Raw genomic sequence first — 14,087 nt, forward strand, 5'->3', positions numbered from 1 at the left:
GGACCTCGACCTACAGTTGTAAAGGATTATATTGCCGGAATGAACCCTATCTGGATCAGCCCGGCTTTTTCAATGTTCAAGGCGGCATTATAGTCACGGTCCAGCACAAGTCCGCAACCCGGACAGACATGCGTTCGAACGGAAAGAGATTTTTTCACTCTTTTTCCACAGTTCGAACAGTCCTGGGTGGTGAAATGCGGCTTCATTTTGACCAGCTGGCCGGCATTGTGTTCGCATTTATACACCAGAAACTGGCGGGACATTCCACACCCTGTATCATGTATTGATTTAGACAGTTTCCGGTTTTTCACCAGATTCCGGATGTTCCGATCCTCTACACAAAGGACGCTGCAGGTATTTGCAAGGCGGAACGCTGTTTTATGCAGGAAATCCTTCCGCTGGTTCGCCACCTTGGCATGAAGCTTCTGCATCCTAGCCATTTGTTTTTTCCAGTTTGAAGAGTCTTTTTTCTACTCATTAAAAAACCAGCTGCACCAATAACATATAGGCGATGGTGCCGCCCGCCATGGATAGAAGCATCTTTTTCTTCCAAAAGTGAAGCAGTGCCACCACCGCCACCCCGATCAGTTCAGGAATACCGTGACTTCCAGATAAAAAGCTCACATCCTTAAAACAGTAAATAATTAAGAGCCCTAAAACAGCTGATGGCAGCACTTTGCCGAGGTATCTTATATAATCCGGTGTGGGCTTACCCGCCGGAAACAGAACAAATGGCAGGAACCGGGTAAGCATCGTTCCCAATACAACCATGGCTATCATGATGATCTGCTGTGCTACACTCATTGTCATGCCGCAACCTCCACTTTCTCTAAAGGCTTTCTAAAAAGGGTCAGTACACCCAAAATCGCAATCATAGCAGGGATAATAAAGTCACTCCCGCCAAAAAATATTAAACTAAGAGCTGAAAGCCCAAGTCCCGCAAGAGCACTATGATGCTTTTTCTCTTTCATCCACTGTTCAATAAAGATCACCACAAAAAGAGCCGTCATTACAAATTCAAGACCTTCCGTATTGAACTTTACAAGAGATCCAAAAAGACCCCCAATCGTTGCCCCTATGACCCAATACAAATGGTTCAGCATCGTGACAAAGAACATAAACCATCCCTTATCTATTCCTTTTGGGGCATTCACTGTGTAATTAATCGAAAACGATTCATCACACAGCCCGTAAATCAAATAGAACTTTTTCTTCCCGGTTCCCTTGTAAAGGTCCAGCATAGAAAGACCATAAAACAAGTGCCTCGCGTTGACCATCAAAGTGAGAAACAGTGCGTTCATTGGATTAAACCCGGCAAGCAGAAAATTGGCTGCCACAAACTCCATCGATCCTGCAAAGATGAATAAACTCATCAAGATGGGATAAATAGCACTGAAGCCGAGCGAATTCATATAAATGCCATAGGCAATTCCCAAAAACACGAAACCTGCAAAAATGGGAATTGTATAGGGAAAAGCCGCAAGGAAGGCACTTCCTATCTGTATTCTTTTATTCATGTCCTTCACTTCCTTATAGATTGATTTTTTTTAATTTAACATAAAGAAACCATACAAAAAATAAGAGAATTGTATGCATTACAATTCTCTTTAATCAAAATAAAAGCCATTATATTGGTGAAATGTAGGTTTTAAGCCTTCTTTTTCTTCCTATCTTGCCTGTACTTATTAAATCGCTTTTACATTTGTTGTTCCCTTTATCAACCCATACAATTTGTGATACGGTTGTATGGAATTTTTAAAGGAGGATTCCTCATGCCCGTAAATTCATTTGAACACTACCCTATGTCCTGGAAACCGGATAAAAAAGCACTAAAGCGCCCTTTTTATCAGTCGATTGCATCTCTGCTTGAGCAGGATATTGTAAACGGCTTTTTAGCACCGGGCACCAAGCTGCCTCCCCAGCGGGAATTAGCCGATTTTCTGGACTTAAATTTTACGACCATTACCCGCGTTTACACATTATGCGAGCGAAAAGGATTGATATACGCAATCACTGGGAGCGGAACCTTTGTTGCGCCTAACGCTGCCCGTTCTATCACCATTTCAGCGAATGAAACCACAAGCTGGATCGACCTTGGTTTTGGCGCTTCTTTTGAGCAGACCAATGAGCTTGTAACAGAAGCCATTCAAACAGTGGCCGGGAAAAAGTATTTGAATCAGCTGCTGAATTATAACGATCCCACAGGTATCCCGCATCAAAAAACGGCTGGGCTGAACTGGATGGAATCGTTCGGCATCCGTGCAGATCAGGAACATACTGCCATTGTGTCAGGCGCACAAAATGCACTGGCAATCACATTATCAGCTCTATTCGAGCCGGGCAATCGTATTGCAACGGATTTGTATACATTTTCAAATTTTATCGAGATGGCCAAAATGTTTCATATCCAGCTTGTCCCAATTCCAGGAGACGAATATGGGATGTTGCCAGATGAACTGGAAAAACACTGCAGTCAAGTAGATATTCACGGTATTTTTCTTATGCCTTCCTGCAGCAATCCGACTGCCGTGATGATTTCAGACTTTCGGAAGCACGAGTTAGCAGACGTGATCCGCAGGCACGGGTTAATTTTAATTGAAGACGACGTCCATGCATTTTTAACAGCTGGAATTATTTCTGACTACAAGCAGCCGATGTTTAATTTACTCCCGGAACAAAGTGTTTATATTTGCGGAACATCCAAAAGCATATGCTCCGGACTCCGGGTCGCCTATATGGTTTACGGTGACTCTTTACGCAAGAAGATTTTGCATGCCATTTTTAATATTAATGTGAAAACGTCCTCTTTAGATGTAGAGGTGATTACAGAGCTTATTTTATCAGGCAAAGCTTATGAAATTGCCTCTCAAAAGAAACAGCTTGCCCAGGCTGCAAATGATATTTACTCAGAATATTTTCCGTCACAGAAGAATGCTGGACATCCACTTAGTTATTTTCGCTGGCTCCCTATCGAGGGACCTCATGATTCTATTCAGTTGGAAACAGATTTGAAGAAGCATGGTGTTGGCGTTTTTCATTCCGATCGTTTTCTCAGCGGGCAGACTACACATGATAAGTATCTGCGTATTGCGCTTTCTGCTACAAATTCACTGCACGAGCTAAAAACGGGATTAAACATATTAAAACAATATCTCGGCTAATTTGAATAATATAAAATTATTTGCAGGTCTTGTAAATCGGATATTCATGCAAATGTTTAATGTAATTATGAAGTTTAACTAACACCTGACTATTCCATTAATATAGGCAAGCGCAGCACGAAGCCAGGATATGCGGGGTTCAATCCGCCTATACTTTATTATAAAAAGTGTACCTGCCTAAATGTATACTTTTGCATAGGTACACTTTTGTATAGGAACACTCACGCTTACTAAGTTTGCATACAATTGCTATTGGTTTCCCTCTCAGTCGATATGAATGATGAATGATTGACTGCGAAAAAAGGAAGAGCAACTGTCAAGAGTATGCCGGGTATTTGGAGCGTCTACACTTATCTGGACAGAAAAATTAAGGTCACCCTAAAACAGATGAGGAGCTCCAACTACGGCAAAGCGAAAACGCCGCACATTTACACCTGAGTTCAAAAAAAAATGGTGCATCTGTACCGGAACGAAAAAACGAAACGAGCTATTATGAATGAATATGATCTGACTCCGTCCTCTCCTGATCGATGAAACACTGAAAACCTTTGGAGTTGAACGGTCTTTAAGTATGAAAGGCTGCTCGTATGACAATACCGTAGCGGAAGCTACGTTTAAAATTATCAAGACGGAATTCATTCACCAAATGAAGTTTGACAGTTTGGAGCAGCTTAGGCTTGAGTTCAGCGATTACGTTAATTGGTTTAATAAGCTGCATATTCATGGAACCCCCGGCAAGGTAAGTCCACTTGAATACAAAAAACGCCCCCTTAAAAAAGCTGTTTAATTTAGTGTTGACAATCCAAACCCGAAAATTAAGCTACATAGTCAAAGGCTATTTAAAGTCAAAAGATCACATCATTAAAAAGTTATGTATATTTAAAATTGTTTGGACAGCTCTTTTTCGTTCCTAAATAGTACCTTATCATTAAAATGACGTACACTTCATTTAACAAAATGTTAACTGGTTAAGTATTTGTTTAAATAAAATTATTCTCTTCGTATAGCTAAAAAAAGCACGATTCCCTTAAGGAATCATGCTTTTTATTTAAGAAGTTAAGGGTGATGGATCTGCATTCAGATGGAGCACGACTGTCTTTATCTGGTAATTTTCCATTTCAGTGACCGTCCAGAGATGCGAATCGAGGGCAATTGTATCTCCTTCCTTAGGCAAATCCGGACTCTGCACTTGGATCCACCCTCCGATTGTATCAATATCTTCACTGTCTGGGAACGTGAATCTAAATCGTTCTTCTAAGTCTGAAAGCAGGACAAGCCCACTTACTTCATACTCCTCTTCACTTTTTTCTAAAATGTCCGGCTGTTCATCTATGTCATATTCATCCCGGATCTCGCCCACAATTTCTTCCAGGATATCTTCCATTGTCACAAGACCCGCTGTACCGCCATACTCATCGGTTACGATGGCCATATGTGTCCGGCTCTGCTGCATTTTTACGAGAACAGCCTGGATCGGAGTGGCTTCATGGAAGCGCGGCATTTCATGTATAAAACGCTCCAATTCACGATCGTTCCCTGCTGCAACATGCGTCAGCATTTCTTTTGTATTCACAAAGCCGACTATATAGTCTTTGTCATGTGCTTCTGTGACAGGGTAGCGTGTATAATCGTTTTCATCAAAAACGGCAATCATATCTTCAAAAGAAATATCTTTTTCGAGGGTGACGATCTGAGTTCTCGGAATCATAATATCCTTAATCATGCGTTCATCAAATGCAAAGATATTTTCCAAGTAATTTAATTCTGTCTGGTTAATTTCACCGCTCTCAAAGCTTTGGTGCATGATAAGTTTCAATTCTTCCTCGGAGTGAACTTCATCATGTCCTGCAGGCTCTACACCAAACAGGCGGAGAAAAATACGTGCAGCACCGTTTAATGCCCAGATAAACGGAGACATAATTTTACCGAACCAATAAAGCGGAGGCGCCAGTAACAGCGTCATTCTTTCCGCAAATTGAATAGCCAGCGTTTTCGGAGCCAGTTCTCCAAGCACCACGTGCAAAAACGTGACGAGTGATAAAGCAATAGCGTACGAAAGCACCGTCGCCATCGCATCCGATAACTCCATGCTCTCAAAGACCGGGTGAAGGATTTTTTCAACCGTCGGCTCCCCGAGCGCACCCAGAATGAGGGCCGTAATTGTAATGCCAAGCTGGCAGGCAGACAAGTAGTAATCCAGGTTATGGGCTACCTTCTTGGCCAGCACCGCTTTTTTATTTCCTTCTGATATGAGCTGGTCAATTCTGGATATACGCACTTTCAGGATTGCAAATTCGGCACCTACAAAAAATGCTGTCAGTGCAATCATCACTGCCACTAAAAACAAGTTTAATAATATTATACTGTCCAATTATTTCCCTCTCTTGAGGGATTCACCTCCAAAAGTATTTGTACCGTGTAATTATCAATCATTTTCCTCGTTTTCGACTTCAATGCGCTCCAGGAGGACCTGTTTAATTTGATAATGATCCATTTCAGCGACCGTCCAGATATTGCTTCCCTGCTCAATGGTATCCCCAACTTCGACACTCTCCATCTTTTTGAACTGGATCCAGCCGCCAATCGTGTCGACATCTTCGCTTCCTTCAAATTCAATCCCAAACCGGTCTTCTAATTCCTCTAAAAGAACAAGAGCGTTAATCACATATTGATTTTCGCCTTTTTTTACAATGTCTGCCACTTCGTCTGCATCAAACTCATCGCGGATCTCGCCAACGAGCTCTTCCAGAATGTCTTCCATTGTGATGATACCGGCTGTGCCGCCATATTCGTCAATGACCAGTGCCATGTGAACGCGGGCAGTCTGCATTTTTAAAAGCGCTTCTTGAATGCTTGTCACTTCATGAACCAACGGAAGATCCCGCACAAACTCTTCCAGCTTGCGCTCACGGCCCGCCGCGATATGCGTCAGCATTTTCTTCACATTGACAACACCGATAATGCGGTCTTTATCGCCATCTTCTGTCACAGGGTAGCGTGTATAGTTATGTTCAGCCAGTACCTGAACAATGTCGCTATACTGCATTCCTTTATCAAGCGCTATAAACGCTGTTCTTGGTACCATAATGTCTTTTGCCACACGCTCGTCAAATGTAAAGACGTTTTCCATATACGAAAGCTCCGACCGGTTGATTTCGCCGCCCTGAAAGCTTTGCGCCATAATGATGCGCAGTTCATCTTCAGAGTATGATTCACCATGCCCTGCCGGCTTTACGCCAAATGAGCGGAGAAGCACACGTGATGACCCGTTTAATGCCCAGATGAATGGAAACATCATTTTGCCGAACCGGTACAGCCACGGGGCCAGGAGAAGTGTTATTTTCTCGGAAAACTGGATAGCCAGTGTTTTCGGTGCCATTTCCCCCACTACGACATGGAGAAACGTCACTAGGATAAATGCAATCGCATAGGAAGAAGCAGATGCTGCAGCAGCTGATACATTAAAATAGTTAAATACCGGATAAAGCAGGCTCTCTACTGCCGGCTTTCCGAGCGCACCAAGCCCGAGTGCCGTCACAGTAATGCCAAGCTGACACGCCGATAAATAATAATCTAGGTCGCTGGCTACTTTTTTGGCCAGTACTGCTTTTTTATTTCCTTCTGCAATCAGCTGGTCAATGCGTGACATCCGCAGCTTGACCACCGCAAACTCTGAACCAACGAAGAAAGCCGTCAGCCCGAGCAAAAGTACAAGCAAAAACAAGTTTATGGTTATAATGTCCAATTATTTCCCTCTCTTGAGGGATTCACCTCCAGAAATAGTTACAGCATCGTTAAAAGGGTCATAACGTCTGCTAGTTTTTGTTCAATCATGGACCGCACCCTTTTTTTCTCATCCTGCGGCGCGTTTTTTAATCTTTCTTCCAATACCGCCAGTTTTTTTTGCAGGCAGTCAATTTCATCCTGTACTTCATAGATGATCGGTTCAATTTCTTTATTTTCAGGTACTTGAAGAACCTGTTTAATTTCAGAAATAGACAAACGCTGATTTTTCAACAGCTTAATTCTTTCTAATGTCTGGAGTATATCTTCTGAATACAGACGGTAATTTGCCGAAGAACGCTGTACAGTCAGCAGTCCGCACTGTGTATAGTAATCAATCGTCCGAGACGACAGTCCGCTTAATTTCGCCACTTCGCCAATACGCAATAACGCCTTCCCAATGTACACGCCTCCTTATTCATGATTTAAACCTTACTTGATTTATTATATCTTGAAGCAAGTATACAGTATTACGTTTTAGTCTTTATTTTAGTTTCATATTTTTTAAAAAGGTAGGAAAATTCATTATTTGGACACATACAGAAAAAATTAGATTGTAGAAAAATAAATTCCAATCAGCGATTTAACAAAATTAAGAAGAAAAAGACTCATGATTATACCCGGGGACTGCCCCCAAGAAAATCATGAGCCTCTTATATTTCTATTACACACATTAACACTTAAAATCTGCGCAAAATACCATCAAAAGTGACACACAAATCGTTAGAAATAGTAGGATTAGAAAAATACATTCACACTACATTTTTATGCATCATAATACTAAAATTAAAAACAAAAAATTCGAACTTTTGACGTGTCAAGAGACATGCCCGGTTCGGCCCTGCTCTCATCCCATCTCTGAAGAAGTGGCTTTCCCGCTTAGAAAGTCTGTAAATCCTCCATATATTCTTCCTTTTGGTTCTTCACCAATTGCTTTGATAATAGAAACAATTGCTCGTGAACCTCTCCACCTAAATCAAAGATTTTGAAGGGGAATACGGCGCTAATTTTTTGTTCAATTTTTACTTTGCTGAAATGATTATATCGCCTTAAAGCCCACCACCTCTATCACATACTTAATTGATTCCATCATGATTGTTTGATCTTACTGTACTACCGATTAGACAGGAATACATTGATATTTAGTGCCACATATCAAATCCAAAAGTATATTGCAAAAGCCGACAAAGAGAATTAATATTCTTCTATATCTTTACTACTGATAAAATTTTGGGTGTATAGCAAAAGACAGGATCTATTTCTTGATTAAAAGACCATCCCTATTTTTTGCTATAAATCCGAATACAATATAATTAGATGTATGTTAAATTAAAAACGAAACTGCTGCGTATTTTGTCCAATCAGTTTGTTCTCTGCTTATTAAAAGGGAGAACGACCTTCCAACAGGTTCCTTTCCCCACCTCGCTTTCTACACTTATTTTCCCATTCAACTCATTTAGAATTTTAAACGAAACCAGCATACCGAGCCCTGTTCCATTTTCTTTTGTAGTAAAGTATGGCTTCCCAAGACAGTTGATTTGCGCTTCTGTCATGCCTATCCCTTCATCCTTGATATCGATCTGCACAGCAGTTATACACTCAGTAAGCTTGATATGTAATCTGCCCCCGTCCGGCATAGCTTCAATACTATTTTTCATAATATTAAGCAAAAATTGCCCGAACTTTCCCCCTTCAATCCAAATGAAAGAATCTTTATTTTCTTCAAAGGAAAAGCTTATTTGGACATTGTTCATATTCGCTAAAGGAGTCAGAACATTAATCACACGCTGGACTTCTTTGAAAACAATCACTATTTCCTTTTTGTCAACTTCTGTCCTTGCAAAGCTCAAATAGTCAGTAAGGATTTCCGAAGCGCGATCTAATTCTTCAATTGCCGTATTTAAGTAGCTGCTTCTATCTGCTGAAGACAGATTATCATCTAAGGAAAGCTGCATAAATCCTTTTACTACAGTTAACGGGTTTCTTACTTCATGAGAAATGCTTGCAGCAAGATGACTGACCATTTCTAACTTTTCTATATTTATTAACTTTTGGCTTAAAGCTCCGTTGCATGGTACAACAGAAAGCAGCGGTTGAGATTCTTTAGAACCGGACTTGCCACTAGAAACAGCAGAGTTATGGCCGCCCGAGCTATTTTTTTCTAATTGTTCAATAAGACTGGTCTGGTATTCGATAATAGCAATTAAATCCTTTTTTGAAAGCGTTCTCAAAGGCATAAGTTTCACTTCCTCTCCGAATGGCTGCCTAGCCTCATTCCGATAATATATTTCAATGAAAATTTTATATTTTATTTAAAAATAACATGCTAAATACCTTTAGAATAGGTAAATTGTAATAAATACATCATGTTTTTAATTTATCCCTGTTCCAATTCTTTATTTTTTTGATCTATACTCTACGGAATATCTGGTTACTTAAATTAATATCTTTCTATATATCACTGTGTTTTTCTTAGGATAATTTGTTTTATACTGTTTTGCTGTTGATTCATGTTTGTTAATTCACTCATTTTGTATAAATATAAAAAACACTTTGCGCAGGCAAAGTGTCGATAGGTATGATTCTTCCCACTTTCCCTACGCTGGCATTACCCAACAGGTGATCACGGTCTACAACGGGTTAGTTGTACTCTCAGCCTGATCCCACAGGCTCCCGACGGTTTGTTTGATTCAAATTCTACTCTTTATTCCTTTTTAATGCAACGGGATTTTTTATAAAGAAAAAACGATCCCTTTTCTGTTCGTTTCTTTACCTATTTTTAAACGGACAAAGCGTTTATCCAAGAACAAATTAATTGTACTTAAAAACTGTAAGTACTAAGACTACTTAATACTTTCTAATGCCTGCTTTACATTCGCATAAGACTCAATTGTAGACAAGCTGATCCCGCTATTTATCACAGTTTGTGCTAATTCAGGCCGCAGACCTGTGGTAATAACATGCACTCCCATTAAACGAAGCATTTCTCCTATTTGATAAAGATACTCTGCAATTTGTTTATTGATTGTTAAAATACCCGAAAAATCAGCAATCACATGGTCTACCTCCAGGATGGGAATTTTAGGAACAACATGTTCCATGATATGATTTGCTTTGTAAGCATCTATATCACCAACCAACGGAAGAATCACAATTCCATCTTTTACGGGTACGAGAGGCGCCGATAATGCAGCCAATTCCTTTTGAGTTTCTTCTCTAAATTGATCTGAAAGGCGTTCGAAAGCAAAAATAGTTTCGTTTAAGCTGATATCTAACATCATGTTGATTTGTTTTATGATCAGAGCATTTTCTTTTAAAGATAACCCAAGCTCTGTACTAACTCTTGTGAAGATTTCGTTAAAAACAGTTCTGGTTGGAGGATAACGGACAACAATTTCCGAGATTTTCCCTCCTGATGATACTTGCATAGCTGCATTCTTCTTACTCCATTCGATGAGGGTATTCGGAACTGTATCTTGATCTTCATCCATAAGTGATTCCCCCAAAAAGCCCAAAAGCTCCACATACATGTGGATAGCTTGTTCTTTCTCCCAAAGTGGAATATTTAAATTCATTTTATGAAGAACAGCTTCAACTACTTCACCAGCTAGAAGCTCTGCATTTTCAGCCATATATTTTGATAAATTTATAAACGAAGCCATTCGTCATCACGCCTTTTTCTTTAGTCGTTAACTTATTATAAACTTCGTATCATGAATATACTGTGGGAAAATTTGTATCATGTTATACTTTCTAATAAAAAACTTTTGTTTATTGGACCCGTGTCGACAAAAAGCGTATATAATCCGTTTAGCGGTTATCCGCTTTTTATTGATTGAGGTTAGTATCTTACATAATCAATCCTTAGAGGAATGAAGTGTACTGATACATGAGATAAGACGGCTAATATGATAATAAACTAACCGTTAGTAAAAGTGAATATGAATATGAATCCATATAGGCGCATTGCTGGAATGAAAAAATGCATTTAAAAGGGGAAATATTGAAAATAAACTCCGGTACCCGCCCGTGTATTGGAGAGTTACATGGGGAAATATTAATGAAGTGCAGCGTGTCTTAAATATGACAAGGAAATTATTTAAGCTAAAGAAATTTTACATACTTGTTATAAAAACAGTTGTAACTACCTTTTATTTTTCATACTTCATTAGGTTTAGAGGGTGCTTTTATTATTAGCCGGTGCTGATTTCACACATTATCGTTTTTTCAGGTTAGTCCATAAAGCAGTAATTTTACACATGGCTCGGCTCAAAAACCTGTATCTGAACGTGTGTGTGTTTGAGAAAAGATGACCGACAAGACCAGTAAAAAAGCCCGTCGAAGGTTCTCGAACGGGCTACTTCGTTGTTCTTTTTAAGTTTTTATTCATTAGATTGTAAAATAAAAGAATAGAATTTCTTATGATAATGCGTACCGTCATAAGAATCCCCTGCTTTACATGTTACTCAACACGAGAGTGAGCATGCTTTTCATCAAAAACGTGTCTATCAAGATATTTGTGGAAGAACCATTCACCAACTGCAATAGCAATTGCCGAGATAAAAGAAGCTGCTAGAACATCTCCATCATTGATAAATAGTGATTTACCCATAAGCCAAACGACAAAGAAAGCTAATACGGCATCCGATACAGTCGCAATACCATTTCTCTTAGAGTGATCTGCATTACGCTCACGATCATCACCTGCTTTGCGGAATACAAGCAAGTCCCCAACTACATAAGCGAGAATTGTAAGAACAGCACTGATAAGGAGCGTATCGCTGAACTCCCCATCGTACATTCCAGTAAGTACAATCCCAAGTACGACTGTGACCATCACAAATTTAATAATAAGTGCTTTTACATGATCCATGTTCATTTCCTCCTTTTTCTTTGATGCTCATTTAATACCCTAAATAGAAATAATAAACACCTGCTTTGTTTTTTTTACAGACTTTCCAAGCGGGAAAGCCCACTTTTTCAGAGGTGGGATGAGAGCGAGGTCGAACCGGACATGTCTTCAGGTATGTCAAAGGTTCGATTTTTTTATTTTTTAAAATTTTAGCATTTGCGTAACGAACATAGGTTTTGTATACTTGTTCTATAAAAGAAAATTGGAAAGGAGGCTTAAAAGTGGAAACTATTTCATTAAGGTTGGAGCTAATGAAACCAACGGAAACAAAGAAACAGATGTATCAAAAAATGACCGAATTAAATACTTCTTTTTCAAACTGGCTGCTAAGTTATGAAGAACTGTCTAAAGCAACGTCCAAGGTCTACAAGCTTTTTTCGCAAGAAAAACTACCTTCGGCAGTAGTGAATCAAACCATCCGTGAAGTGAAATCCAAGAAAAAGAATCAAAAAGCAAAAACGTTTCGCCGTTTCTGGTGCGGTTTTAACAATCAAAACCTCGCTATCGAAAAGGAAAATGGTTTATATAAGCTGTCTTTCCCTACATTAGAAAAGAGAATTGGTGTACCGGTTATCGCAGAAGTGTATCAGCAGCACTGGCTGGATAACATTCTTTCCGGGCAGGCAAAACAAGGAGCCGCTGAGCTGTATGAGAAAAAAGGCAAATGGTATATCTCGCTTTCTATTTCGTTTGAACCAAAACGAGCTGCTTCTTCATCAAAAGTGATGGGCATCGATGTAGGGCTGAGCTATTTAGCTGCTGCCTCGGTTGGTACGAAAACGCTCTTCTTTCGCGGAAACGAGGCTGCTTTCATTCGAAGAACATTTTCTTCAAGAAGAAAAAAGTTAGGAAAGCGAAAGCTTCTCTCCGTTATTAAAAAATCGAAAAACAAAGAATCACAGTGGATGAAAAATCTAAATCATAAAATGAGCCGGCAAATTGTTCGTTTCGCTGCAGAGAACGGTGTTCGCTGCATTCGAATGGAAGATTTGACGGGTATTCGTCGTAAAGCAAAATCAAAAAAAGACGCAGGCAGAAATCTGCATTCCTGGGCACATTATCAGCTTCAACAGTTTATTGAATACAAAGCAAAAATGGCTGGTATTCAAGTTGAGTACGTGAATCCATATCACACTTCCCAAACGTGTAAATGTGGCCATGTAGACAAAAAGAATCGAAAAAGACACACGTTTACGTGTGTCAAATGCCAGTACACACTTCACGCTGATGTAAATGCGGCCATTAATATTTCGAAAGCCATCAGCGGCCTTGCAAAAAAGAAAGACAAGCAAGCAGCTTAACACCTAGTCCTGTGGTAACAGCAGGACCGCCTGTAAGGTACATGTATGCCGAAGGCATACATAACGAAGCAGGATGGGCTGATGACACCGCCCCTAACTGAAGGCGAATTCTAAACAGAAATGGACAGTGAATGGTTCCGCACTTCAGAATCCCACCCGTCTCACCGCAAGGTGAAGGGCTTGCGGCTTTAGCCGTGGGAGTGTCAAATCCATCATGGTACAGGAAAATCTTTTAAGATTAACTTGCCATTTTTCTTTACTTAATTCTTTATACACAACAAGCCGAATGTGTCCGACCCTTCGGAACTGTCTTACGGCAATTATGAAAGACCCTTTTATCCTTTTTGTGCTGGAAGTTCCTACGTTGTTCGAAATGGTAAAGTTGCAGACGACGGGTTACGCAATTTCTGGATGGTTTACAGATGCCTTAACAATTGCCGCCGAGCTCTCCTCCCCAAAAGTTTATTCCGATTTATGGGATATGCAGCTTTATTTAATTGAAGGAATGGATCACAAAAACGTGCTTTCACTCGACCGTAGATTTTATCAGAAAAAAATTAATAAACTTGCAGAAGTTACAGGCCAAAAAACGGTGCTGCTGCCCTATGCATGCCCAGCTAAAAAATGAAGTAAAAAAGATCGATGGATCATTCACACATGAAAGATGCCCGGTTAAATGGTGTTTCTGTTGAGTTAGCGGAATTTATTAAGCGCTCCGTTAAATAGGGGCATGTACGGCATGCACTAGAATATGAGGCACTCGGCATCGAGCCGGAAAAGGAACTACTGTCAATATTGTTGTCCGTGGATATTAAGGACTTGGCTGAGGAACAGACCAGCGAAAGTATGCAAGACATTGCCGCGGAAATCTTCGAAGAATTGTGTCACAGAGAAAGAAACTTCAGCGGTACTACCCGTTAACAATTATAT

The 14,087-nt window shown here is 40.0% G+C and carries 12 protein-coding genes and 1 pseudogene; 4 read left to right on the forward strand and 9 right to left on the reverse strand.

All coding sequences use genetic code 11. From position 1 onward, the window contains the following. Positions 1–26: 26 nt before the first annotated feature. The 3 genes and pseudogenes from L2D08_RS16895 to azlC all read right to left on the reverse strand — a co-directional run. Positions 27–458 (reverse strand): annotated as a pseudogene (locus L2D08_RS16895) (RNA-guided endonuclease InsQ/TnpB family protein); the annotation flags it as partial. 19 nt (positions 459–477) lie between these two features. Further along, positions 478–810: a branched-chain amino acid transporter permease gene (locus L2D08_RS16900; protein WP_242235459.1), complete on the reverse strand. Its 333-nt coding sequence runs from the start codon at positions 808–810 to the stop codon at positions 478–480. After that, positions 807–1,517, reverse strand: a complete 711-nt coding sequence (azlC, locus tag L2D08_RS16905; RefSeq protein ID WP_242235461.1) for an azaleucine resistance protein AzlC — start codon at positions 1,515–1,517, stop codon at positions 807–809. Before azlC ends, L2D08_RS16900 begins: the two co-directional genes overlap by 4 nt. A 255-nt stretch (positions 1,518–1,772) precedes the next feature. Between azlC and L2D08_RS16910 the strand changes: the two genes are divergently transcribed. Further along, the gene (locus tag L2D08_RS16910) at positions 1,773–3,161 is read left to right on the forward strand and encodes an aminotransferase-like domain-containing protein (protein ID WP_242235463.1); all 1,389 of its coding nucleotides are present in this window, start codon (positions 1,773–1,775) and stop codon (positions 3,159–3,161) included. Positions 3,162–3,699: 538 nt separating this feature from the next. Continuing rightward, entirely contained in the window at positions 3,700–3,948 is a 249-nt protein-coding gene (locus L2D08_RS24535) for an IS3 family transposase (RefSeq protein ID WP_375337607.1), read from the forward strand. 261 nt (positions 3,949–4,209) lie between these two features. On the opposite strand, the gene L2D08_RS16915 is transcribed toward L2D08_RS24535, so the two are convergent. The 6 genes from L2D08_RS16915 to L2D08_RS16940 form a co-directional block, all read right to left on the reverse strand. Continuing rightward, entirely contained in the window at positions 4,210–5,532 is a 1,323-nt protein-coding gene (locus tag L2D08_RS16915; protein WP_242235465.1) for a hemolysin family protein, read from the reverse strand. 54 nt (positions 5,533–5,586) lie between these two features. Further along, the gene (locus tag L2D08_RS16920; RefSeq protein WP_242235467.1) at positions 5,587–6,906 is read right to left on the reverse strand and encodes a hemolysin family protein; all 1,320 of its coding nucleotides are present in this window, start codon (positions 6,904–6,906) and stop codon (positions 5,587–5,589) included. 38 nt (positions 6,907–6,944) lie between these two features. Beyond that, on the reverse strand, positions 6,945–7,352 hold the full coding sequence (locus tag L2D08_RS16925; RefSeq protein ID WP_242235468.1) for a MerR family transcriptional regulator: 408 nt from the start codon (positions 7,350–7,352) through the stop codon (positions 6,945–6,947). A gap of 953 nt (positions 7,353–8,305) precedes the next feature. Next, positions 8,306–9,181 carry an ATP-binding protein gene (locus L2D08_RS16930; protein WP_242235470.1) on the reverse strand — a complete coding sequence of 292 codons (876 nt, stop codon included), beginning with the start codon at positions 9,179–9,181 and terminating at the stop codon, positions 8,306–8,308. Positions 9,182–9,787: 606 nt separating this feature from the next. Then, the gene (locus tag L2D08_RS16935) at positions 9,788–10,606 is read right to left on the reverse strand and encodes an STAS domain-containing protein (RefSeq protein WP_242235472.1); all 819 of its coding nucleotides are present in this window, start codon (positions 10,604–10,606) and stop codon (positions 9,788–9,790) included. An 800-nt stretch (positions 10,607–11,406) separates the two neighbouring features. Next, positions 11,407–11,817 (reverse strand): YndM family protein, encoded by a 411-nt coding sequence (locus L2D08_RS16940; RefSeq protein WP_242235474.1) that lies wholly within the window; start codon positions 11,815–11,817, stop codon positions 11,407–11,409. Positions 11,818–12,077: 260 nt separating this feature from the next. Between L2D08_RS16940 and L2D08_RS16945 the strand changes: the two genes are divergently transcribed. Both L2D08_RS16945 and L2D08_RS16950 read left to right on the forward strand, forming a co-directional pair. Beyond that, positions 12,078–13,157 carry an RNA-guided endonuclease InsQ/TnpB family protein gene (locus L2D08_RS16945; RefSeq protein WP_242235476.1) on the forward strand — a complete coding sequence of 360 codons (1,080 nt, stop codon included), beginning with the start codon at positions 12,078–12,080 and terminating at the stop codon, positions 13,155–13,157. A gap of 364 nt (positions 13,158–13,521) precedes the next feature. Further along, complete coding sequence (locus L2D08_RS16950; RefSeq protein ID WP_242235478.1) at positions 13,522–13,785, forward strand: hypothetical protein; 264 nt, start codon at positions 13,522–13,524, stop codon at positions 13,783–13,785. The last annotated feature ends 302 nt before the right edge of the window (positions 13,786–14,087 follow it).

Source organism: Domibacillus sp. PGB-M46, assembly GCF_022668875.1.
Classification (GTDB): domain Bacteria; phylum Bacillota; class Bacilli; order Bacillales; family Domibacillaceae; genus Domibacillus.